At 51.3% G+C, this 24676-nt stretch carries 21 protein-coding genes; 6 read left to right on the top strand and 15 right to left on the bottom strand.

Going from position 1 to position 24676, the window contains the following annotated elements; all coding sequences use genetic code 11:
- The first annotated feature begins 133 nt into the window (after positions 1-133).
- From pflB to QOL74_RS14645, 6 genes are all read left to right on the top strand, one after another.
- A complete protein-coding gene (gene pflB, locus QOL74_RS14620; protein WP_283410239.1) occupies positions 134-2380 on the top strand; it encodes a formate C-acetyltransferase in 2247 nt (748 codons plus the stop codon).
- A 94-nt stretch (positions 2381-2474) separates the two neighbouring features.
- The gene (gene pflA / locus QOL74_RS14625; RefSeq protein ID WP_283410240.1) at positions 2475-3245 is read left to right on the top strand and encodes a pyruvate formate-lyase-activating protein; all 771 of its coding nucleotides are present in this window, start codon (positions 2475-2477) and stop codon (positions 3243-3245) included.
- A 26-nt stretch (positions 3246-3271) separates the two neighbouring features.
- Positions 3272-4051, top strand: coding sequence for a Crp/Fnr family transcriptional regulator (locus QOL74_RS14630; protein WP_283410241.1), 780 nt, complete (start codon positions 3272-3274; stop codon positions 4049-4051).
- Positions 4052-4217: 166 nt separating this feature from the next.
- The gene (locus QOL74_RS14635; protein ID WP_283410242.1) at positions 4218-4829 is read left to right on the top strand and encodes a superoxide dismutase; all 612 of its coding nucleotides are present in this window, start codon (positions 4218-4220) and stop codon (positions 4827-4829) included.
- Between the two features lie 295 nt (positions 4830-5124).
- Positions 5125-9447 carry an MBG domain-containing protein gene (locus tag QOL74_RS14640; RefSeq protein WP_283410243.1) on the top strand — a complete coding sequence of 1441 codons (4323 nt, stop codon included), beginning with the start codon at positions 5125-5127 and terminating at the stop codon, positions 9445-9447.
- Between the two features lie 124 nt (positions 9448-9571).
- Entirely contained in the window at positions 9572-10426 is an 855-nt protein-coding gene (locus QOL74_RS14645) for an AraC family transcriptional regulator (RefSeq protein WP_283410244.1), read from the top strand.
- Between the two features lie 10 nt (positions 10427-10436).
- Here the strand turns inward: QOL74_RS14645 and QOL74_RS14650 are convergent, their stop codons facing one another.
- The 15 genes from QOL74_RS14650 to QOL74_RS14720 form a co-directional block, all read right to left on the bottom strand.
- The gene (locus QOL74_RS14650) at positions 10437-11069 is read right to left on the bottom strand and encodes a cyclase family protein (RefSeq protein ID WP_283410245.1); all 633 of its coding nucleotides are present in this window, start codon (positions 11067-11069) and stop codon (positions 10437-10439) included.
- Positions 11066-12535, bottom strand: a complete 1470-nt coding sequence (gene zwf, locus QOL74_RS14655) for a glucose-6-phosphate dehydrogenase (RefSeq protein ID WP_283410246.1) — start codon at positions 12533-12535, stop codon at positions 11066-11068. The genes QOL74_RS14650 and zwf overlap by 4 nt, the downstream gene beginning before the upstream one ends.
- A complete protein-coding gene (gene gnd / locus QOL74_RS14660) occupies positions 12535-13440 on the bottom strand; it encodes a phosphogluconate dehydrogenase (NAD(+)-dependent, decarboxylating) (protein WP_283410247.1) in 906 nt (301 codons plus the stop codon). Before gnd ends, zwf begins: the two co-directional genes overlap by 1 nt.
- A gap of 117 nt (positions 13441-13557) precedes the next feature.
- Positions 13558-14982, bottom strand: coding sequence for a dihydrolipoyl dehydrogenase family protein (locus tag QOL74_RS14665; RefSeq protein ID WP_283410248.1), 1425 nt, complete (start codon positions 14980-14982; stop codon positions 13558-13560).
- 44 nt (positions 14983-15026) lie between these two features.
- A complete protein-coding gene (locus QOL74_RS14670; RefSeq protein WP_283410249.1) occupies positions 15027-16031 on the bottom strand; it encodes an ABC transporter ATP-binding protein in 1005 nt (334 codons plus the stop codon).
- Between the two features lie 46 nt (positions 16032-16077).
- A complete protein-coding gene (locus tag QOL74_RS14675) occupies positions 16078-17775 on the bottom strand; it encodes an ABC transporter permease (protein ID WP_283410250.1) in 1698 nt (565 codons plus the stop codon).
- Entirely contained in the window at positions 17775-19040 is a 1266-nt protein-coding gene (locus tag QOL74_RS14680) for an ABC transporter substrate-binding protein (RefSeq protein WP_283410251.1), read from the bottom strand. Before QOL74_RS14680 ends, QOL74_RS14675 begins: the two co-directional genes overlap by 1 nt.
- Before the next feature lie 4 nt (positions 19041-19044).
- Entirely contained in the window at positions 19045-19665 is a 621-nt protein-coding gene (locus QOL74_RS14685) for a CDP-alcohol phosphatidyltransferase family protein (RefSeq protein ID WP_283410252.1), read from the bottom strand.
- Positions 19658-20347: a TVP38/TMEM64 family protein gene (locus QOL74_RS14690; RefSeq protein ID WP_283410253.1), complete on the bottom strand. Its 690-nt coding sequence runs from the start codon at positions 20345-20347 to the stop codon at positions 19658-19660. Before QOL74_RS14690 ends, QOL74_RS14685 begins: the two co-directional genes overlap by 8 nt.
- Positions 20348-20406: 59 nt before the next feature.
- Positions 20407-21009 carry a TetR/AcrR family transcriptional regulator gene (locus tag QOL74_RS14695; protein WP_283410254.1) on the bottom strand — a complete coding sequence of 201 codons (603 nt, stop codon included), beginning with the start codon at positions 21007-21009 and terminating at the stop codon, positions 20407-20409.
- Between the two features lie 143 nt (positions 21010-21152).
- Positions 21153-21371 carry a hypothetical protein gene (locus QOL74_RS14700; protein WP_283410255.1) on the bottom strand — a complete coding sequence of 73 codons (219 nt, stop codon included), beginning with the start codon at positions 21369-21371 and terminating at the stop codon, positions 21153-21155.
- 39 nt (positions 21372-21410) lie between these two features.
- A complete protein-coding gene (locus QOL74_RS14705; RefSeq protein WP_283410256.1) occupies positions 21411-21965 on the bottom strand; it encodes a glycine/sarcosine/betaine reductase selenoprotein B family protein in 555 nt (184 codons plus the stop codon).
- Between the two features lie 384 nt (positions 21966-22349).
- Positions 22350-23273, bottom strand: coding sequence for a permease (locus QOL74_RS14710; RefSeq protein ID WP_283410257.1), 924 nt, complete (start codon positions 23271-23273; stop codon positions 22350-22352).
- A gap of 210 nt (positions 23274-23483) precedes the next feature.
- On the bottom strand, positions 23484-23981 hold the full coding sequence (locus QOL74_RS14715) for a MarR family winged helix-turn-helix transcriptional regulator (RefSeq protein ID WP_283410258.1): 498 nt from the start codon (positions 23979-23981) through the stop codon (positions 23484-23486).
- 152 nt (positions 23982-24133) lie between these two features.
- Positions 24134-24670 carry a GNAT family N-acetyltransferase gene (locus tag QOL74_RS14720; RefSeq protein WP_283410259.1) on the bottom strand — a complete coding sequence of 179 codons (537 nt, stop codon included), beginning with the start codon at positions 24668-24670 and terminating at the stop codon, positions 24134-24136.
- Between the last annotated feature and the right edge of the window lie 6 nt (positions 24671-24676).

A 24676-nucleotide genomic window follows, 5' to 3' on the forward strand; every position in this document is an offset into this window, starting at 1 on the left:
ATGGCCTCACTTCAACTGATATTGTTTTTCAATTCCGAAAACTTAATTTTGTGTCCGTGGTCACAGCCAGATCTGTTTTGCTCCGGTATACTGATGTAGCAAGCTCATAGAAATCAGCAAAGGAGTTGATCCCATGAATCCCTGGCGCCAGTTTTCAGAAGGCCCCTGGCAAACGCAGGTGGATGTGCGGGACTTTATACAACGAAATTACCAGCCCTATGCAGGTGATGAATCTTTTTTGGCCTCTCTTTCCTCCAAAACACAACGGCTCTGGGAACAGGCCGATGCATTGATTCAACAGGAGATTAAAGCCGGTGTGCTTGACGTTGACACCACCCGCTTCTCCGGCATTGATGCTTTTGGGCCCGGCTATCTCGACCGGGAAAACGAAGTAATCGTTGGTTTTCAGACAGATGCGCCCCTGAAACGCATTGTGAATCCTTACGGCGGCTACCGAATGGTCCAGGATTCTCTGGATGCTTACGGGTATGCCATGAACCCGGAGCTGTCAGCTGTTTTTCAGGAGATCCGCAAAACCCACAACCAGGGCGTTTTTGACGCATATACCGATGAAATGAAAGAAGCCCGTTCTGTGGGACTTCTCACTGGTTTGCCCGATGCCTATGGCCGGGGACGGATTATTGGCGACTACCGGCGCATCCCTCTTTACGGCACCAATTTTCTGATTGAAGAAAAGCAAGCCGATCGAAAACGGCTTCTGAGTGGCCCGGCAACAGAAAAGTTGATTCGCCTGCGGGAAGAGGTCAGTGAGCAGATCAGGGCGCTGAAAGCCATCAACAGCATGGCGGCCCGCTATGGAGTGAATCTTTCTCACCCGGCAGCCAATGCCCGGGAAGCCGTTCAGTTCTTTTACTTTTCCTACCTGGCCGGCGTGAAAGAAAACAACGGAGCTGCCATGTCTCTTGGACGAAACACCGCATTTTTGGATATTTACCTGGAACGGGACCTGCAGGAAGGTGCTTTAACTGAAGCCGAAGCCCAAGAACTGATTGATCAGCTGGTGATTAAGCTGCGGATGGTTCGCCACTTGCGCACACCTGATTACAACGCTCTTTTTGCCGGTGATCCCACCTGGATCACCGAGGCCATTGGCGGCATGGGCCTGGATGGCAGAACCCATGTCACCCGCACCGCTTATCGGTTCCTCCACACTCTTACCAATCTGGATCCTGCCCCAGAGCCCAACATGACGGTGCTTTGGTCTGAAAAACTGCCCACTGCCTTCAAGCGATATTGCATGAAACAGTCTGAAACCACTGGTGCCATTCAATACGAGAATGACGATCTGATGCGCCCTCTGTATGGCGACGATTACGGCATTGCCTGCTGTGTCTCTGCCATGGCCATCGGAAAACAAATGCAGTTCTTCGGCGCACGGGCCAATCTGGGCAAAGCCCTGCTCTACGCCATCAACGGCGGTATGGATGAGTTGAAATACCAGGCAGACGGCACTCCCCACCGCCTTATCGAAGGCATTGAACCTCTCAAGGGGGATGTGCTGGACTATGATCAGGTGATGATTAATTACCGAAAGGTGCTCACTTACCTGGCTCAGCTTTATGCCGACACCATGAGCACTATTCATTACATGCATGACAAATACGCTTACGAGGCCGGTCTCATGGCTCTTCACGACACTCACGTTCACCGGTTTATGGCTTTCGGCATCGCAGGGATTTCCATTGTGGCAGATTCTCTCAGCGCCATTAAATATGCCCGGGTGAAGCCCCTTCGAAACCGTTTTGGCATTGCCGAAGACTTTATTATCGAAGGCAGCTATCCCGCCTATGGCAATGATGATGACCGGGTGGACCAGCTGGCTGTTGACATTGCCCAGTATTTCAGTGATGAACTGAAGTCCAACCCCATCTACCGGGAAGCGGAGCACACCCTCTCCATCCTCACCATCACTTCCAATGTGGTATACGGGAAGAAAACCGGCAGCACTCCTGATGGCCGCAAAAAAGGCGAACCCTTTGCCCCCGGTGCCAATCCCATGCACGGCCGGGATACCATGGGAGCCCTCGCTTCACTGAATACCGTGGCCAAACTGAAATATGAAAGCACCTGCCAGGACGGCATTTCCAACACTTTCTCCATCGTTCCGGAGGCTCTTGGCAAAGAACCGGAGACCCGCCACCGTAATCTGGCCGGTATTCTGGACGGCTACTTCTCTCAGGGGGCTTTCCACCTGAACATCAATGTCTTATCCCGTGAGCTGCTTATGGATGCCATGAAGCACCCTGACAAGTATCCCACCCTTACCATTCGGGTTTCCGGATACGCCGTTCATTTTAACCGCCTGACAGAAGAGCAGAAACAGGAAGTCATTCAACGCACTTTCCATCAGGCTGTCTAACATCGCCTTCTCCTTCTTCGCCGGGCCGAAAGAGCAATGCCTTCGGCCTGGCATTTTTCCTTTTTAAGTCTGCATCTCCTAAAGGAGGATCACAATGCTTCAGGGAAGAATTCACTCCATCGAAACCATGGGCCTGGTTGACGGCCCCGGGGTTCGCACCGTTTTTTTTCTTCAGGGCTGCCCTTTACGCTGCAGCTATTGCCATAACCCGGATTCCCAAAAGACCTGTGGCGGCACTCCCATGACCCCTCAGGAAGTGGTGGCCCTTGCCCGTCGATACCGCCCCTATCACCAGAGCACTGGCGGCGGTGTTACTTTTTCCGGCGGCGAACCCCTCATGCAGGGGGAGTTTTTAGCACAGTGCCTGGCACTTCTAAAAGCGGAAGGTTTTCATACCGCCATTGACACCAGCGGTTTTGGTCCAGAAAAATGGATGGACAGCATTCTGTCCAACACCGACTGTGTTCTTATGGATCTAAAAGCCACTGATCCTGAAACTCACCTGCAGCTCACCGGCAAACCCCTGACAGGCCGTCTTCCTTTTTGGCTACGTCTGCAGGCATTTCAGGGGATGGTTTGGATCAGACATGTGGTGGTTCCCGGATTTTCCGATACCCCCCAGGTGATGGAAGCCCTCTTTCACCAGGCCTGCCAGATAAAGATGGTTGAAAAAATCGAGCTTTTACCGTATCATAAGCATGGAAGCGCAAAATATGCCCTCCTGGGACTGGATGATCCACTGGCCGAAACCCCCGCCATGGATCAACAGCAAACCCGCCAATGGGAAAAACAGCTGATGGACCGCCTTACCGCCTTTAAAGCAAAGCAGCCCGCCATCACTCCCATGGTGCCAAAAGCCTCCTGATGAAGAACCTGACAGGGTGACGGCTTTTGAGAGTTTCATACCCGCCATCAGCCATCTATGAAAAGGATGTTGCCATTGTGTCAAGATGCCCCCAGTGCCGCTGCGAGACCTGTCAGGGCCCTACCTGCCTCAATAAAACACCGCTGCTTTCCAACCTGACCCGGGAAGAAGCGGATAAAATATCTACCGGTGTCTCTTCAAAAATCTTTCATAAAGGAGAGACGCTTTTTCATGCCGGCGATACCGCTGACAGGCTTTATATTGTCTGCAGCGGCAAAGTGAAACTGCTGAAGCACACCGCCGAAGGCAAAGAGCAGATCCTCTATATCCTGAAGGCTGGTGATTTTTTCGGTGCCTTTAACCTGCTAAAGGAAGACTTGTTCGACTGCACGGCTGAAGCCCTCACCGACAGCCTGGTGAGCATGCTGAAAAAATCCGAGTTTGACCGTATCATCCTCTCCAACCCGGAAATCACATTGAAGGTTTTCGAAAAAGCCTACGAGCGCATTATTAAACTGGAAACCCTCATCGAGCGCCTTTCCACTGCCAGCCTGGATGCCCGGGTGGCCGGGTTGCTGCTGAACCTGATCCCTGACTTCGGCACACATACGCCCGAAGGCACCTTATTGCGATTATCCATCAGCCGGGAAGACATGGGCAGCTACTCCGGTATTGCCAGGGAAACCATGAGCCGAAAGCTCCATCTTTTTGACGAACTGGGATATATACAGCTGAAAAGCACCCGCCAGATTCTCATCAAAGACCTGGCAGGTCTCCAGTCACTCCTCCACGAATCACATGAGTAATCACCGATAAGATATATGTAAACGTCCGGAGCACATTTCCGGACGTTTTTATTGTTTTTTATTTATAATGATTATCATTCCCATTTATGGATATAATACTAATGTGTGAGTAGACGGGATTCCCGTAGAATAAACCCATTAACCGAGAATCAAAAGGAGGATACACATGACTTATCAACTACCTAAGTTACCTTACGATTACAATGCACTGGAACCACACATCGACGCATTAACCATGGAAACACACCATTCCAAGCATCATCAAACCTATGTCACCAAACTGAATGAAGCGCTGGAAGGGCATGAAGACTGGCAACAACTGGAAATCAAGGAACTGGTTGCCCGATTAAGCGAACTCCCCGAATCCGTTCGCACTGCAGTGCGCAACAATGGCGGCGGTCATTATAACCACTCCCTGTTCTGGGAGCTCATGTCACCCACTCCCAAAACCGAACCCACTGGAAAACTGGCGGCTAAGATCAATGAAGTCTTTGGCAGTCTGGAAAGCTTCAAAGAGAAGTTTAAACAGGCGGCACTGGGCCGGTTCGGCAGCGGCTGGGCGTGGCTGGTTCTTGACAACGGCCAGTTGGCAGTGGTTTCCACCGCCAATCAGGACAACCCGGTTACCGAAGGCAAAGAAGTGCTCATGGGCATTGACGTATGGGAACATGCTTATTATCTGAAGTATATGAACAAACGCCCTGACTATGTGGATGCCTGGTGGTCAGTGCTGGACTGGAAGAAAGTGGAAGAACGTTTTGAAACCCTGTCAAAATAGCTGATATCACAAAAGAATCACTCTTGTTTAAATATCTAACCCCCGACGTTGCAACAACGTCAGGGGGTTTTTATTTGAAGTCTTTTAACCAGTGATCGTCTCTTTTCATATGCCTGCTCATCTCCATTTGATATGCAAAGCAAGCCTTTTCATGCTGATATCTGACTGAATGATTGCTTTAAGGAACCTATGAAGGATATTGAGAAAGTGGTATAATAACCTTGTTATGTTTTGAATTATTTGCACTATTAACAAGTGGACGATTAACGCCAATAACTGACAGGACGGTGATTAAATGTTTTCCAAGAAAATGATCTTTATGGTTTTTTTATTCTTCCTGCTCCTGAGTATTGCCTCCCCAGTATTTGCCGAAAGCCTTCAAGTGATTGATGCTGGTTCAGCCTGGCCGTCGAATGTGGTCGGTGTCTACACAGCAGATGGAAGCTTCAATGGAAAAACATGTTATCGGGGGCCAGATGGTTATTGGCTCTACCAAACAGAATGGAGCGGCTTAACCGGCTGGTTTATTGGTAAACCACTGGGAGAGAGCGAAATCAACAGCACTGAGGTGCGTTTCTATTCCTTCACAACAGCCGATACCCCACCTTTAAATGTAAACTTTACAGCTACCAATAATGCCCTCGGGTCTGTTCAGGTGACAACGGGCGGCGGCACACCGCCGTCTGTACCCAGTGGCATCTTCACCCATACGGCCACCACTTCTTCTTTTACAAGCAGCTGGTCAGATATACCTGACGCCACCGGATATAAACTGGAAGTATCCACTGCTGACAATTTTTCTTCTTTTGTGACCAATTACGGGCCCTTTGTCATAACCATTCCAGAAGGAACTCCGTTTGCCAACCGTCCAAGGAACCATGTAGTGAGTGGCCTTGCTCCTGGAACCACCTATTATTTTCGCATGAAATCTTTCAATGGATTTGGTGACAGTTCACCTTCGGTGGTTTCATCCATTACCACAGTTCCTGCAGCACCCGTTGTTCAGCCCGCCAGCGATATTTCTGATGTTTCGTTCCAGGCAAATTGGTCTTCCCAGTCTGGTGCCACCCATTATCTTCTTTATGTGTCACTCAACAGCGACTTATCTTCACCCTTTGTTGATGGGCAGTTCGTCTCAACCAGCCATCACCCGGTCACTGGACTCAATGCCAACACAAGCTACTACTACCGCGTCAAAGCAGTCAATGCATCTGGACAAAGTGATCTCTCATCAATTCAGCAAGTGACTACAGGTCCTTCAAAACCCAGTGCTCTGGAAGCTTCCATGATTCAGACAAATGCCTTCACTGCCAATTGGACCGCAGTACCAGAAGCAACCGCCTACTATCTTGACGTGGCAACCGATGGTTCATTTAATCACACGTTACCCGCATACACCGCTAAAAGTCTGGGGAATGTGACTTCACATGTTGTGGATCAAGCCCTTTTGCCGCATACTGCTTACCATTACCGCATCCGTTCGGGCAATGCCCTTGGAACCAGTTCAAACTCAAACATTGTCAGTGTAACCACTGCCGCTGTTTTGCCGGAAGTTACAACTGATTCCGTCACACTGACAGCTCCCGCTGCAGTCGAAATGGTGGGCACCATCATCACTGAAGGCCAGCCCGCATTGACACAGCACGGCTTTGTCTGGAATACGCTGCCAAACCCAACAACTGCACACAGTAAAACTGAGATGGGCGCCTATTCCGGAACAACTCCCTTCACCAGCATCACCGATCTTTCTTATGAGACAACCTATTACATACGTGCCTATGCGCAGAGTAATGCCGGAACTGTTTATGGTGCTCAACTTGAAGTCACAACAGAACCTGAAAAAGTGCCATTGACGATTAAAGTACAGGACGCTGATAAAATCTATGGAGCGGCAGATCCTTCCTTTTCCGTGAGTTATAATGGTTTTGTAGGGGATGACACCAGTGAAGACCTGACCGGAACACTCACTTTTTCACGGGAAGAAGGAGAAACTATCGGTCTTTATGTTGTGTCTTCTTCCGGTCTTTCTTCAGATAAATATGACATTATCTTTCAGCCTGGCAATTTAGCCATTGTTCCAAGGCCACTGACGGTCATTGCAGATTCGGCAGAAAAGATCTATGGACAGGATGATCCACTTTTCTCTTACCAGCTCACCTCCGGCGAACTCGTTGGAAGCGATGCTTTCACCGGTTCTCTTTCAAGGGATACAGGTGAAGATACCGGCAGTTACCTCTTACACCAAGGGTCTCTTTCTGCAGGTGATAACTACCTCATTCATTTCGTGGATGCGGCTCTGACCATTGCGCCAAAGCCACTGACGGTCACTGCCGATTCGGCAGAAAAAATCTATGGGCAGGATGATCCGCTTTTCTCTTACCAGCTCACCTCCGGCGAACTCGTTGGAAGCGATGCTTTCACCGGTTCTCTTTCAAGGGATGCCGGTGAAGATGCCGGCAGTTACCTCTTACACCAGGGGTCTCTTTCTGCAGGTGATAACTACCTCATTCATTTCGTGGATGCGGCTCTGACCATTGCCCCAAAGCCACTGACGGTCACTGCCGATTCGGCAGAAAAAATCTATGGGCAGGATGATCCGCTTTTCTCTTACCAGCTCACCTCCGGCGAACTCGTTGGAAGCGATGCTTTCACCGGTTCTCTTTCAAGGGATGCCGGTGAAGATGCCGGCAGTTACTCCTTGCACCAGGGGTCTCTTTCTGCAGGTGATAACTACCTCATTCATTTCGTGGATGCGGCCCTGACCATTGCCCCAAAGCCACTGACTGTCACTGCCGATTCGGCAGACAAGATCTATGGACAGGATGATCCGCTTTTCTCTTACCAGCTCACCTCCGGCGAACTCGTTGGAAGCGATGCTTTCACCGGTTCTCTCTCAAGGGATGCAGGTGAAGATGCCGGCAGTTACTCCTTACACCAGGGGTCTCTTTCTGCAGGTGATAACTACCTCATTCATTTTGTGGATGCGGCCCTGACCATTGCGCCAAAGCCACTGACTGTCACTGCAGATTCGGCAGAAAAAATCTATGGACAGGATGATCCGCTTTTTACCGTTGCCTATACCGGTTTTGTTTTTGACGATACCCCCGCAGCACTTCATGGTGAACTCTTGTTTGTCAGGGAGCCTGGTAATGACATCGGCACTTATACCATCACCCCTACGGGACTGACTTCCTTCAATTATGAGATCACTTTTATCCCTGGAATATTAACCATCTCACTTTATCATCCAAAACTGCAAGACCTGAAAATCAGTCAGGGTATCATGAACCCCACTTTCAATCCCAATGTAACAAACTATCAGGTTAGCGTCGCCCATCATATATCCAGCCTAACGCTCACACCATTCGCCAATAATTTACTTGAAGTCATTCATATCAACGGCCAGCCAGCCGTTAGCGGCCAATTGTCCAGAAGCATTCCCTTAAGCCCGGGCCTGAATGCCATCACCATATCCATTGCAACCGCAGACGGTCTTCATCAAGAAACCTATCACCTTGCTGTCTCACGGGCATCAGCAGCAGCCAGCGACAGTGAATCAACCTCCAGTTCCCCGCCAACTTCTCAACCTCAGCCTCACAGTAAGCTATTCGTTAAATTAAACCAGGCTTTGTCTGGAGAAGGCACAGCACGATTCACTGCCACGATTAATGCACAAGAAGTATCCAATGTCATTCAAACACTTAAGGCCAACGGTCTGTCCAATCTGATGATTTTGACAGAAGCGGAATCAGGAGCAACTGCCTCAGTCATTGATATTCACGTGCCAGAGCGTACTCTCGTTGAGTTATCTGAAAACAACATCTCTCTGGAAATTGCCACAGCCTTTGGTTCCCTTGAAATTCCAGTTGAACTACTGACTTCACTGATTGATCAGGCAGCCTCATTAAGTATCACCATTGAAAAAATACCCCCTCACGAATCGGTTGTCGCGAGACAACTGGCTGCCGCCACCGGAAATACCCCTCTGGGAGAAGATACGCAGATCCTCACCAACATCAGTGGTCGCACCCGTGTCACCCTTTCCCTGTCGGGAATTGACATGCCTGTAGATTCTGATGAACGACATCACTTGCTTTCATCGCTTGCCGTCTTTGTTTACCACAGCGATGCTACCACCGAAGTGATTGAGGGAACCATTCAATATGATGATGCGGGTAATCCTGTCAGCATTTCCATTTGGGTGAACCACTTTAGTACCTTTGTGATTGTCAAGTTGCCTGAAGACGGCATTCAGCTGTTCATCGATTCAAAAGTGGCGATCTTCAACGGTATCGAGTTCTCGTTGGATGCGGCTCCTTTGATTGATTCAAAGACCAACAGGACTTTAGTACCCGTGAGATTCACAAGCGAAATGTTAGGTGCTGATGTCCAGTGGTTTGCTGATTTGAAACAAGTCCACATCACTGACAACGATCGGCAAATCATTCTCACGATCGATTCCGACAGGGTACTCCTTAACGGCACTGAACACCGGCTGGATTGTGCGGCAACTATTATTGACGGACGTATGTACGTACCTCTTCGATTTATCAGTGAGACCTTGGGTGCATTGGTCGAATGGAATGGCGCAGCAAAAAGCATCATCATTAAAAAATGATATGCTCTATTCCTGCTGTCATTTGCTTGATTTCAGTGGATTCTTCAACTCTCTATTTGGTGCATGAAATGAGAGGCTCACTACACTAAAAAAACCTATACTACCTTTAAAGGAGTTTGATGGAATGGATTGGATTGAACGGCTGAACGGTGCCATTAACCACATCGAAGCACATTTGACGGAGGAGATTGATTACGAGAAGCTGGGACAGATCGCCTGTTGTTCCTCTTTTCATTTTCAGCGGATGTTTGGTTACATGGCAGGCATGCCCCTTTCGGAATACATCCGGCGCCGAAAAATGAGCCGAGCCGCAGTGGAACTGCAGGGCGGCGATGTTAAAGTAATCGACGTCGCCCTAAGGTACGGGTATGAGTCTCCCACTGCTTTCACCCGTGCTTTTCAGAGCATTCACGGCTTTGCACCTTCTCTGGCCAAAACCGAAGGGGTCACACTGAAATCCTTTCCCCCCATCAGATTTCAAATTTCCATTAAAGGAGCGGGTCAAATGGATTACCGCATTGAAAAAAAGGAAGCCTTTCGTGTTGTTGGAGTTAGTATGCCCCTGGAAAAGGAAATCGAAAAGAATTTTGAGTCAGTTCCAGTCTTTTGGAACCAAGCGGCTTCTGAAGGCATCGTGGACGCCTTATGCACCCTCATGAACAGCGCTCCCCAGGGAGTTTTGGGGATTAGTGCTCCCAGCGAAACTTGTGACACCTGGCGGTACTTCATCGCCGTCGCCACCACCTTGCCTGCTGGGAAGTTTGAGGAATACACCGTTCCCGCGGCCACCTGGGCTGTTTTCCCAGGCGAAGGCCAATGCCGCTCCATTCAGGAGCTGGAAAAACGGATTGTCACCGACTGGCTGCCCACCTCAGGGTATGAATATGACAACGCCCCGGACATCGAGGTTTATCTTGATCCAAATCCTGAGAACACAAAGTATGAGGTATGGATCCCCATTCAGAAAAAAAATGACTAACCGGAACGTCTCAAGGCTCCAGTAACAAAGCTCTCACGGGAGATGCTTCAGCCCCTTTTATTTTTAAAGGCACCGCCACCAACAGATAGTCCCCTTGCGCCACATCAGCCAATCGAAGTCCTTCAAGAATCAGTATGCCGTTTCCCAGAAGTGTTTTGTGCGTCATTCGGTCCGGCTGATCACGCTCGATGCCCAGGGAGTCAATTCCCACACCGGTCACTCCCATGTCTTTAAGGTAGACAGCGCCTGATCTTTCCAGGTAGACAAAATCAAGATCGAAGATTTCCTGAAAAGAGTTGCGTGTTTTTAGCAAAATGAACTTTCCAGGCTGAATGTCTTTTTTTTCAAGATCCTGCTGCGTGATTCCGCCGGCTGCTTCTGTCAGATCCACCACCTGACAAGGTGTGATCACTTGTTCCAAACGAAGGTCATCCAGTGTTTCTCCGTCTGGCAGCATATGCAGCGGCATATCCAGATGGGTGCCGGTATGCATTCCCAGGGTTACTGTTGTTTCATAGGCTTCGCCTGTTGTAAAGTCCCGGGTGACTTGAATCCGGGGCTTGTTTTCTTCCCGGTTTTTATAGACCATCATATTTTCTGAGATTTCCATACTGATATCGATGATGGTGCCTGGCCATTTCATTGATTTTCCTCCTTTTCCTCCCATGCTGATGCATGTTTCAACCGCTCCTCATAGACTGGCCCTTGCGATCCTTTCGGGTAGGATTTCACCGCTTCGGGGTGTGCTGCTGCCCAGGACGTCAGATGGTCAATCCATATCCAGGAGGCTTCCACTTCATCCCAATGGGTAAAGGAGCTTTGATCTCCCTTCATGGCGTCCAGCAACAATTTTTCATATGCCTCGGGCGTATTGGTGCCGGCCAGACAGTTCTGGCAGAAATCCATGTTGACGGTCATCAGCTGATCCATTGTTCCCGGTTCTTTCGAGTTAAAGGTCAGGACAACACCTTCCTGAGGCTGGATCTGTATGATGAGCCGATTCGGCGCAAGCTGCTGCTGGGTTTGCCTGAGACTCCATGATCCCATGGGCAGCTTGTACTGGATCATGATGCCAGCTGTTTTTTCTGCCAGCGCTTTCCCTGTGATCAGGAAAAAGGGCACGCCCTCCCAACGGGGATGATCCAGAAAAACTTTCAGGGCTGCGAATGTTTCAGTGGTGGATTCCGGTGCCACTTTCGGTTCGTTGTGATACCCCTCATACTGCCCCAGCACCAGCCTGTTTTCCATGGTTTCAGGTGCAAGGGGTATCAGACTTCTAAGAATCCTCACTTTTTCAGCCCGAAGCTTTTCAGCAGTCAGGAAATTCGGCATTTCCATGGCCGTCAGTGCCAGCATCTGCAACATGTGGTTCTGCAGCATATCCCGCAGTGCTCCAGCCTGGTCATAGTAAGCGCCCCGGGTACCCACCCCTTCCATTTCTGCTGAAACAATCTGCACATGATCAATGTGGTCTTTATTCCAGGTTGGTTCAAAAATCTGGTTGGCCGCACGGATGGTCATCAGATTCTGAACCATTTCCTTGACCAGATAATGATCAATCCGGAAAAGCTCTTCTTCCTCAAAAACCTTCCTCAGTGTCTGGTTTAGTTCTCTGGCAGAGGCGGCATCACGGCCAAAGGGTTTTTCGATCATCATCCGCTGCCAGCCGTGTTTTCGATCAATAAGGCTTTGGTTTTCCAGATGCTGTACAATGGTTCCAAAATATTCAGGCGAGACCGCCATGTAGAAAAGTCGGTTTCCCTCGCTTTCCAGCTTTTTCTCAAGGGTATCCAGTTTCTTTTTCAGCGACCCATACTGATCTTCCTGATCAAACTCAAGGGGCTGGTAGTGGAATCTGTTTGCCAGCTTGCTCCAAATTGCATCTTCAAAAATCTCATGGGTGTGCTCTTCGGATTTCTGCCTGATATGCGTCAGATACTGGTCAGTGGAATACGCTTTTCTGGCAACCGCCACCACTCCGAAAGCTTCAGGGAGCAGTTCTTTTACTTCCAGATGGTAAAGGGCTGGCACCAGTTTGCGACTGGTCAGGTCTCCCGTGGCACCAAAAATAACCATCAGACAGTTCATCTCTCCCCCATCCCACGCCATTAGGCTTCCTCCTTTTTCACCGTTGCATGGCCGCCAAACTGGTTCCTCAGGCCGGCCACCACTTTTCCTGAAAAAGTATCTGCCTGTTGAGACCGATACCGTGTGAAAAGAGATGCGGCAATGACAGGCACCGGCACAGACAGGTCAAGGGCTTCCTGCACGCTCCAGAGGCCTTCACCGGATGCGTGAACAACCCCTTTGATTGAGGCCAGATCAGGGTCTTCCTGAAAGGCTTTTTGTGTCAGATCCATCAACCAGCCCCGAATCACCGAACCGTGGCGCCACACCTCTGCCACCTGGGCATAATCCACCTCAAAAGGGCTTTCCTTTAAAATTTCAAAGCCTTCTCCGATGGCCTGCATCATCCCATATTCAATCCCGTTGTGGATCATTTTTACATAATGTCCGGCACCTTCCGGCCCTACATGGGCCAACCCGCCAGGCACACAGAGATCTCTCAGCACCTCTTCCACCTGGCTGAAATCTTCATCGCTGCCCCCCACCATCATGCAGGCGCCATGCCGGGCACCTTCAATACCGCCGCTGGTGCCAATATCCATGAAATGAATGCCTTTTTCCTTCAGCTCACCGGCACGCCGCAGGGTATCCCGGTAATGGGAGTTACCGCCATCAATCACCAGATCGCCTGCTGCCAGCAAGGGCGTCAGGTCTGTCAACACAGCATCCACCGGCGCTCCCGCTGACACCATGATCCAGATTCTCCGGGGTTGGTCCAGTTGCTTCACCAGATTCTCCAAAGAGTTGGTTCCTGCAATGCCTGCTGCCTGAAGGGCTTTCACTTTTTGAAGGCTCCGGTTATAGCCGATCACGCTCTGACCCCGCTCATGCATGTTCAGGGCCAGTTGGAACCCCATTTTACCCAGTCCGATTAATCCGATTTTCATGTGAATTTCCTCCTTCTCCAATATCCAATAAAGCTTCATTCATTTTCAACTGACAGTACGGTGACGACTGTTGACAGTCAGTCGTATGACAAAAACAGTGATGCGGCGCAAACAGGCTTATGGTAAAAACAACCATTGAAACAGTTTCTTCTGCCAGGGCTTAAAGGAATCTTTTAACTGGGTCAGTGCCGCTCCTCCAAAGATTTCCGATTTGGTGGGGTAGGCATAAATGATGTTCATGAAATCCGACACCTTCAGCTTCTTCACAATGGCCAGGGAAGCCAGGGAAATCATTTCCCCTGCCTGTTCGCAGACCAAGGTGGCGCCGATGACCCTTTTTTTGCGGTCCAGCACCAGCTTCAAGAGCCCTTCCCGGTCGTTTTCGATGATGGCCCGGTCCACCTCCCGAAAAGGATGGGTGATGACAGACCCCAGCAACCCGGCTTCTTTGGCGGTTTTTTCCGCATAACCAGCATGAGCCACCTGGGGGCTGGTGTAGGTGGTCCAGACCACATGGCGGTAATCCACTTTTTTCTTCAGGGACAGAAACAGGTTTCGCACCACAATCCCCGCCTGGTACCCGGCCATGTGGGTGAACTGATGGGGGCCTGCAATATCGCCGCAGGCGTAAATATGCGATTGACTGGTTTGCAGGGTTTCGTTCACCACCACAAATCCCCGCCGGTCAGTTTTCACACCGGCAACCTCCAGACCCATACCTGCCGAAGCCGGCCGGCGGCCCAGGGCGATGAGGAAGGCGTCTCCTTCAAGAACCGAGGATGTATCTTTTGGGGTTTCTTTCAGTGCAAGGCTGATCCGGCTCCCTTCCCGGGAAACACCGGTGATGTCGCAGCCATAGAGGAACCGGATGCCGTCGGCTTCCAGTTTCCGGGCCATGATTTCTCCCACCTCCGGTTCATCCTTCTTGAACAGCTCATGACCCCGAAGAATGACTGTGACCCGGGAACCCAGCTGAACAAAGGCCTGGCCGATCTCCATGGCGATGGGGCCGGCTCCCCAGATCATCAGGTGCTCCGGCAGTTTTTCCAGGGAGAACAGTGTTTCATTGGTGAGATAGCCCACCTTATCCAGTCCTTCCAGTTTTGGAACCTGAGGACCGGAACCGGCTGTAATCACAATTCTTTTTCCTGTGAGAACCCGGTCCCCCGCCTGGACCGTATACGCATCCAGCAACCTACCATGAGACTGGATCACCTCCACTCCCATGGACTGGAAGCGTTCCACTGAATCGTGGGGGGCAATTTCTTCGATGACCCGATGGACCCGGTTCATAACTTTTTCAAGGTTCACAGGCGCCAGGGAACCGTCCAGTCCCATTTTTTCGGACTGCCTGATCCAGTTTGCCAGATGGGCACTGGCCAGCAGGGCTTTGCTGGGAACGCACCCAGTGTTGAGGCAGTCTCCCCCCATTTCATTCCCTTCAATCAGGGCCACCTTTGCACCCAGGGCAGCGGCCCCTCCCGCAGTCACCAGCCCGGCACTGCCGCCGCCAATGACGATGACATGGTATTGATCATCCATTCAGACATCTCCTTCCTGCCCCTTTTTTCCTGGCATTGATGCCGTCAGGAATACATCAGGTGAATCTGTTCCGGCAACCTTATTTCCACCGTCTGGCCGATACTCAGGTCACATTGGAAATCGCCTTCAATCCAGAGGGAGATGTCACCCACCAGCACCTTCACCCGTCGGCTTTTCCCCAGGTAGCGTATGTCTATGATTCTGGCATCTCCATCTCCTGATGTCACGCAGATCCCACGTTCCGGAATCAGGCCGGTGGCCGGTCCTTCAGGTATGCCTACTGATAAAAAGCACCCCAGTTCACAGTGAAACTCTCCCTTAACAACAGATCCTTCCACCAGGTTCCCGGCTTCCATAAAACGGGCAGTTGCCATCTTTTTCGGTCGTTCATAGAGCTCTTGGGGGGTGCCCGACTCCAGCACTTTTCCCTCTTTCAGCAACAGTATTTCATCGGATAGCTGCAGGGCTTCCGTCACATCATGGGTCACAAAAATAACCGTCAGATTCATCTGACGCTGCAACGTCTTCACCTGCTGACCCAATTCCCGTCGAAGGGAAGGGTCCAGACTGGAAAAGGGTTCATCCATCAACACCAGGGGATTTCCAGGTGCCAGGGCCCTGGCAATGGACACTCGCTGCTGCTGCCCCCCGGAAAGGGTTCCCGGGATCCGGAGCTCCAATTCGCTGATTTGAAGCACTGCCAATAATGCCTGCACTTGATTCCTGATTTTCCCCTTGTTCCACCCCGCTGTCTCCAGCCCAAAGGCGATGTTCTGGTATACCGTTAAATGGGGAAAAAGCAGGGGCTGCTGAAAAATCATGGGGATTCTGCGCCCCTCTGCCGGAACTGCCGTCACATCCCGGCCCTCCAGAAGAATGTGGCCCTCCTCCGGCTTTTCCAGGCCGGCAATCAGTTTCAGCAGGGTGGTTTTACCCGTTCCGGAATCTCCCAGTATGGTATGGAAGCAGCCCTTCGGCGTCCGGAAGCTGACAGATTGGATGATAGACTGTCTGTCCAGCTTTTTTGACACATTCACCAGCTCAAGCATGGGCAGTCTCCTTTACAACAATGGTCTCATGCATGACAGGATTGCATTAGAACAGATAATCTGTTTGTGACGAACTTCGGCGAACCCAGCCATCGGCCAGGTAAAACAGGCTCAGGTGAATGGCCAGGAACAGGGTGCCCATGACAGCACCGGTCCCCCACTGGCTGCTGGTCAGAGCTGGGTACATGATCATGGAAAAAGTGAGCACATTACCACCACCCAGCAGTAACACGGAAAAAAGCTCCGAAAAAGACAGTAAAAACCCGATACAAAAGGAAAAAAAGAGGCCGGGCATCATCAGGGGCAGCAACACTTTCCGATGATACTGAATGGTGCTGCAACCCAGTGTTTTGGCAGTTTCTTCCAATTCGCTGCCAATTCCTTTGCAGTAGGCTGTCAGGATTGCCGTGGCATAAGGCAGGCTGATGATCACATGAACTGTCAGGACAGCGGCTCCGGTGTTGGCCAGGGAAAGCCGTAACATCACCAGGTGAAGGCTGAGCATCAGCACCACCGCCGGCACGTACAGGGGCAGGGAAATCAGCGCAAACCATGACAGGGAGGAGGATGGCTCCATCCGGGACAGGCTTCGTGCCGTCACCATTCCCAGCAGTGTGGTGATGAGCCCGGTGAGGAAGGCCAGCCGGACACTGGTGTACAGCCCTGGCAGGAACAGGGCATTGCGCCCCAGGGTGTTTTCCCAAAATTGCAGAGAAAAACCTCTGGGAATCAGCTCCGGAAAGGGAATGGCTGCAACAAAAGAAAAGAGGATGACGTAGCCCATGGGCATAAGCCACAGGACCGAGATCAGTACCAGGCCCACGGAACCTGCACTGATGAACCCTGTCGGTGTGTCCTTTCCCTTGTCTGAAGCGGGAAACCACCGAAAATACGTGGTGCTTTTCAACAGCCGGTTGAGCAGGCTCAGGTACAAGGCAGCGGTGGCGGCACCAAGCACCAGCATCATCATTCCCTGGGCCATGGCTTGGTAATAACTGGAAAGGCCGGGGCGCAGGTACAGGGTGTAGAGGCTGGCTGACAATGGACGGGGAGAAAAGGCACTCATCAGATGGGGAACCTCAAAGGATCCCAGGGCGTAAGCAAAATGAACCAGACAACTCCACAGAATGACCCTGCGGCACAAGGGCAGGTAAATGGCAATCAGCTGCTGCAGCCGTCCGGCACCCAGGGTGCGGGCAACGCTCCGGTAATGGCCGTTGATGCGGGTCATCACTGTCAGGCTCATGAGGGCAACGAAGGGAATTCCTTTAAAGGCGTAGACCCAGATCATGCCCACCCCGGCAGTATCAAAGATCAGCGGGGGAAAGGACTCGGGACTGTCAATGGCCCCCAGGGCCAGGGCCAGTCTCGACAGCAAGCCGGCCTGACCCAGCAACAAAAACGCCAGAAAAACCACGTACAGGTAGGGAAGCACCAGACCTGCCTGCATCACCCGTTCCGACAGGCGGCGCAACACCGCTTTTTCACTGGTGGCAATGCCATAGGCTGTCAGGGTACCTACCACCGCAGCCAACAGGGAAGCGACAACCGCCAAATAGAGGCTGTAAAAGGCGTTCGTCCAAAACTCGGATTGATTCAGCAGGGTCCGGTAGTGGATTAGTGTCAGGGCAGCCCCTGAATCGCCGGGATCAGTGAGGCTCGTTATGAACATGAGCACCAGTCCTCCTGCCACCATCAGGATCAGGGCCATGACAGGGAGCAGTCTTCGGATGTTTCGGTTCATCAGCGTCCCCCCACTTCCTCCTGCCAGATTTCCTTGATCCAGTCAATGGTGTGGGCATGCATTTCAGGCACCCGGTAAGCCGCCAGCATTTCCAGGGAAGGCATCCCCGGCTGGGATTCAATGGCGGCCAGTTCCTGCTGCAGTTCAACTGTCAGACGGGAAGGATCAATGGCGGGCATATCCCCCCACACCTCCGGTTTGTACTTGTGCAGCTGGGCTTCAGGGCTTTGGAGAAAATCGATGACCAGCAGGGCGCCGGCCTTTTCAGGGGCATTGAAAGGCACCGCCAGGTAATGGGAGTTGCCAATGCTGCCACTGTCAAAAATCAGGGTTTCCACGGTTTCCGGAAAGACCCCTTCCCGGATGAGGCCCAGCACCTTTCCCACTTCAAAGCCCATGGAAAAGGCGGTTTCCCCGTTGCGGAAAAAATCATCCAGCTGTGCCTGGGAGGCGGGGTAGGCTTTCCCTTGGTGCCATAGGTGGGGTTGCAGCTCCCGGAAATAGGCCATGACCGGCTGTGAAATCTCATGGATTTCTTCCCGGCTCATTTCCCGGGTGAGTTCCCCTTCTGTCAGGCTGGCGAGCTCATAATAGGCAGACCGGATAAAGGCAGCCCCGGCAAAATCATCCACCGGGTTGGGGTAGGTAAACCTTCCCGGATTCTCCCGCGCCCAGGTCAGAAGCTCTCCATAACTCCGGGGCGGCTCCGGAATGCGGGCGGCGTCGTAGGCCATGATCAGTTGGGCACGGCCCCAGAGGGCTTCAAACCCATCAATGGGCACTCCGGTGTCAAAATGAAGGTCCGGGGATTCCGGGTTCATGTAGGCCTGCTGGTTAGGCAGCAGGTGGGTAAAAGGCCCCCAGAGGAGGTCGGCTTCCCGGGCAGTCCGAAAGTTTTCTCCGTTGATCCAGACCAGGTCTGCGGTTCCTCTGCTGAGACCGCTGCGTTTCTCGTTGATGAACTTTGCCATGAACTCCGGTGCGTTCATGGGCACCCGGCGGAGGGTGATTTGGTGTTGTTCCAGAAGCGCCGGTGCCACCCATTCGTCCATGTACCGGTTCACCTGGTCATTACCGCCCCACATGACCATGGTGACGGTGGTGCCTTCTCCGGATGCCGCCACTTCTTCCCAGGTGTCCGGCTGAAACATTTCCGGCGAAGCCTCCTGAGCCGGCGAAGCGCAGCCGGCCAGGAAAAGCACAAACAGGATCATCCATCCAACAGGACAGTTTCTTTTTCGATCATTTTGACGAGATCGTTTCACGAAATCACTTCCCTTCAGTCTTTTCATCAGACTTCGATGAAATCTGCTCCTGTCGGATCAGGCGGTAAAACCGCAGGATGCCGGTGACAAACATCAGGGCGTTGAAAACCATTAAGAGGCCGAACTGGCCGGCGGGCCAAAGAATCATTCCGGTGAAAAGCAGGAAGGTCTCCGTTCGCTCCAGAATCCCGGGGTCATAATGCATGCTTTTGCCTCCCCTGTTGGGAAACAGAGCCCCCGCGGCCAGAAAGGTGGAAAAATTAAAAATGACGCCCACAAAAAACAGCAGGTGGGCCAGGGCATGCTCCGGTGCAACGGCGTAAAAACCCAGGATCACCGCCGCTTCCACCATCCTGTCCAGAATCAGGTCCATGAGAGCCCCCGTAGCGGAAACCCTGCCGCTGAGACGTGCCACAGTGCCGTCCAGTACATCCATGATGCCGGAAAGCCACAATAGCACCAATGCCATCATCATCCACTGCCGGCTGATGAAGAAGCCGGCAGCCAGGCCGGTGACGCATGCGGCCAAGGTGATCTGAACCGGGGTGAATCCTGCCCGGCAGAGGTTTTTTCCCGTTTGGTCGAACAGCGGTTGTACCCGGTGATGCAGTCTGGTATCAATCATCGGCGAGTCCTTTCTGTCTTTTACGAATCTGCCCTGGTATCAGTGACACGAAAACAAAGAACACCGCTCCAATCCCCAGGTATAACAGAACCCGGCGCGGATCCCCTTCTCCGGCCACCACAGACCCGGCCATGAAATTGTAGGCGGTAATGCCGGGAATCATGCACACCCAGGACACCAGTACATAAGTACCCAGGGAAATGCGGGTTAATCCGTAGGCGAAGTTCTGCAGGTTAAAGGGGAACAGCGGCACCATCCGTGTCACCATGAGCATCCGCCATCCCTGCTTTTCCACCCCCCTGTCAATCCGCCGGAAAGTTTCGTTTTCACCCAGCCAGTTTTCCACCATGTTCCGGGCGGCGTAGCGGGCGGTGAGAAAGGCAGCGGCGGCACCCAGGGTAGACCCGATGGAGGTGAAGACAGCCCCCCAGACAGGCCCGAAAGCGAGCGCTCCCATGAGGGTCACAGGAAAGCCCGGCAGCATCAGCAGGCAGGCGGCTATGTAAATCAGAATGTAGATCATCGGCCCGGCCGCACCGAAACCAGACACCCAGTCTCGCAAAAGGGTGGCGTTTTCCAGCCGGATGAACCGGCTGATCCCCAGCAGGCGAACTGCCAGTATGAGCGTGATCAGAATCCCGGCAATGGCCAGCAGCCTTCTTCGGTCCGGTTGTTTTTTCATGGATGTTCCTCCCGTTCACGTGGTGCTGTCATGGCTGCTCCCAGCAGCTGCCAGTGCACTTACTTTTTTGAAGCAGAATCCGGACAATCCAGCAAGTGTGTCATCATCTCAACAAACACATCCAGCGGGCGTCTGTTGCGGCTTGATTTCATCCGCACCATGGCTCCCTGAAAGCTGTTGACCAGGAACTCAGCCATTTGATGGCTGTGAGTGACCAACGTGGGTTCCTCTGACAGACACTGGGCGATCTCTTCGACGACGGCGCTCAGAATTTCATCCGCCGTTGCTGCAATGCGGTCGTTCAGATCTCCCATTTCCTCTGAAAAGTTACCCACCAGGCATCCCATTTGGTAGTGAAAACCTTCCATCTTTTGAATGTTGCCTATGAAAAAGGCTTTCACCCGCTCTTTGGGAGGCATGGATGTGTTCTTCAGTACCACCAGCAGGTGATCTTTCAGCTGTTGGTGGTAAAAACGCAGGGCCTGAATCGCGTATTCCTCTTTACTTTCAAAGTAGTTATAAAAGGAGCCCTTGGGAATCCCCGCCGCATCTGCCAGCTCTTGGATGCCGGTACCGTGATAGCCCTGCCGGTAGATCGTGTGGATGGTTTTTTCAATGATTTCGTTGCGTTTAAGCTGTTTTTTATCCATTTTGATGCACATGAACTGCTGCCTCCCTGCGCTGTGTGCCAGTCATGCGGCGCCTTCCTCTCAACAATTTTCCGGTACATTAAAATAACCTGCTTCAGTTCATCAATCGTGCAGTTGTTCTCAAGACAGGCAACATTATTTCACCCTTTTGTTTGTCAGATGATTGAGGATAACACCAGCAGACTCTCCGGCTCTCCGTCAAGCGCAACCTCGATGGCTCTTTTGAGAATCTTTGTCTGTGTTTCCCCATCACCGGCATGACCAAAAATCGTCCCCAGCGAATAATCCACCTGAATCATCCGGGGCGGCCGCACAATTTTTCCGATATTGGGCAGGTTCATAAGGGAAACGGTGCGGATTCCATTCTCTTCCATTTCCCGCTGGATCAGTCCCACGGACTGATGGCAGGTGTATCAGCCAGGAGTCAGGACGACGATGTCCACCCCGTCCTCCAGCAGGATTCGGGCAGCTTCCGGAGCTGTTTCGTTCACCAGAGGCCCCACATCAGGGATATAACCCATGAAACTAATGTGACTGGATGCTGATGAAGCCACAAAACCCTCTTTCACCAGCTCTTCCAGCCGGTCCATGGGGAGAAGGCAGTTCACATCTGCCCGCACATCGGTTTCATCATAATGACCGTGAGTAACGGTGATTTCAGTTTGGGATGTGTTTCGGGGAATCAGCCGGAAGCTGTGGTCTCCATTCTTTGGTGTGAAGGGTGCCTGGTTTTTCAAATGAATCCCGCCGGTGGTGATCAGTGCCACCCGGCATTCTTCCCTTGGTTTGGTTACGGTAGCAATGACCGGCTTTGTCATTGGCCTGCCAATCTGGATTTCAAACAACTTTGCGCGAATCCGTTCTTTGTAGGTAAGCCCGTCTCTTGGCATTTCACCACCCCCTTCAATACTTCCACTGACTTCCCGAGCACTCTCTTGAAAGATTCCAACGCCATTTGATTGACTCAACCTTATCTGCCGCCAGTTATCGCCGCTGAATCTCAAATTTCATCGATCCATTTCCACTTAATCATCCCTGACACACTTTTTTTATTTGAATGAATCATCGCAAGATCATTTCTGGTCTCACATCAAATTAGACGACTGGTCATCTAATTTGATGTGAAAAAAATAGGCATCATGCATTCATTTCATCTACATCATACCCCCCGTATATTGTCTTTAATCGCTGCAGCAAAGACTTTTCAGATGCTCAACAATTTATATTGTCATTGAAAAGTGGACTCATTGGATACCCTGATACCGTTCATGAAAGAATCTACAACTTAAGATGATACCAGGGCTCCGAAAGATCATCCGTCGCCCTGGCCACAGGTGAATCATCATCCCAAGCTACATCAAACGGTAAAGGTAACCGGACACCACCGCACCCACCAGGCTGTAGGCCAGGTACAGGAAAAACACTTTGCGTTTCACAATGGAGTAAACGGCTGCCATGGCCGGTATGGAGGTGGCCGCACCGCCGATCATAAAGGCCAGGGCAGTTCCCTTGTCCATTCCCAAATCCATGAGCCCTCTGATTACCGGCATGGCTGAAATGCTGCTGGCATAGGCAGGAATCCCCACCAGTGCTGCCAATAGAGGACCGGCGTCGTTGCCACTGCCCAGTAACCCTGCCACCCACACCACTGGTACGTACTGCACTATCAGCGCTTCCAGTACGAAGGCCAGCAAAATGTATTTCCCAATGAAGATCCCCATGTCAAAGGTGTTGATTATAAAAGACTTCATCATTTTTCCGTCCCATCTTCTATCAGGCTCCGATTCCTGTTGACAGGATGATGTGCCACAGCCTTGCGTTCCCATGGAGTACCGCAATACCTCCGGTTCAATTCTTCCTGTTTTCATCAAATACCAGGTACCGTAGCCGGCAACAAGCCCAATACCCAAAGTGGCCGTCAATCGGGCCACGGCCATCCCACTGCCCAACAGGCTGTAGGTGAGCACAAAAGACTCAGGACTCATGAGCGGAGAAGTAATCCAGAAAGCCATGATAGGAGCCAGGGGAATTCCCGCCGCCAACATGGCCGCAATGGCTGGAATGACACCACAGGAACAAAGCGGACTGAAAGCACCGGTGCCTGCAGCCACAGGAATGGAAACCAGTTCCCTTCCCTTAAAGGCCTTTTTGAAAGATTGTTCAAGCTTCAGGGTTTTAATCAGTGATGCCACCGAGATGCTTAATAAAAAGAATGGAAAAATACTTTTGACTGCATTGACAGTAAACATCAGCACAAATAAAATGGTTTCACTCATGGAAAACACTCCTTTTTAATGTTTTTCATATTTAATGTTTTTTCATGGAATCACCAGAACATTCAACCTTCAGGTTAAGCCGATCTGTTGAAGGAATGATCACCTAAATGGTTGAATACATCTGATTCAGGTAACCGATATATTGCTTAATGCATTTATTGTATTATGCAAATAAATAGCATGGCTATAGGTCTTTTTTGTTTTGATCGTTCAACAGCAGTTGGGATTGGCTTCATCAAAAGCCTCCACCAATAGTGCCACTGCCTGTAACACCTCCCTCACCTGACCTTCCGGCAGATTGGCAACAATTTTACGATAGTAATCCTGAATCGACACCTCCACTGTTTCTGCTGCTTCCTGCCCTTTTTCTGTCAAACTTACCACCACCATACGCCGGTCCTTTTCTTCCCGCATTCGCTCAATGTACCTGTCGCGCACCAGGTTATTCACAATACGTGTCATGGTACTGGTGCGGGCATTGAGTTTTTCGCTCAGCTCATTCATGGTCAGGCGGGGGGTGCGTTTCAGCTGCGTGAGCACATAGGCCTGCGAGGTGGTGAAACCATGGGGTTTAATCTGATCACGTTCGAAAAGCTGCATCACCCGTACCAAATGCTGTACCGTCTGGCCCACTTCTTCCACACAGCAGTCAGCTGAAGTTTCACAGGTGCATTGGGTAGGTACTCCTTGCCCGGCAACTGATTTCATGGTAAAACCCCCTTTATTTATTTGTATCATGCAACCATTTATGTGTCAATCATTTTTTCATCCGTCCAATCAACAACACCGTTCTTTGTTTAAACCAGGCAACACCATGGATGGATACCTGGATCTGGTGAAGCCGCTTTGGAAATCCTGCCTTAGTCCAGTTTAAGTCCCATCGACATCAGGTCATAATACTGCCCCTTTACCTTGAACTCCCGGGTAATGATGCCTTCCACCTGAAATCCTGTCTGATGATAAAGTCGAATGGCCCCCACATTATCGGTGCGTACCCGAAGGTTGATTTTTCGGATGGTTCCCGTCCCTTTTGCCCAAACGATCAGCCTTTCCAATAAAGCACTGCCCAGCCCCTGTCCCCAAAATTCCCGCAGCACGCTCATGCCAAACTCGCCTGCATGGGCAGTTCTGGGACGGTTTCCTCCGGTGAAATGGAGATTGCCGATGATGCGGTTCTCAACTACTGCCACCAGAAACAGCGCGTTTGGCTGGCTGTTGACTGACCGGATAAAATGAGCCTCTTCTTTTTTCGTTATGTTCAGTTCCCCCGGCCCAAAGGTCAGGTTATCGGATTCCCTGCTGATCTGATTCATGTAGGCGATCAGCGCTGCTGCATCCGCCTCCACAGCTTTCATGATATTCACCTTCTGACCGCTTTTCAGGATGGCAGTGACCATGGTATC

The organism is Anoxynatronum buryatiense, from assembly GCF_900182905.1.
GTDB classification, from domain to species: domain Bacteria; phylum Bacillota; class Clostridia; order Peptostreptococcales; family Tindalliaceae; genus Anoxynatronum; species Anoxynatronum buryatiense.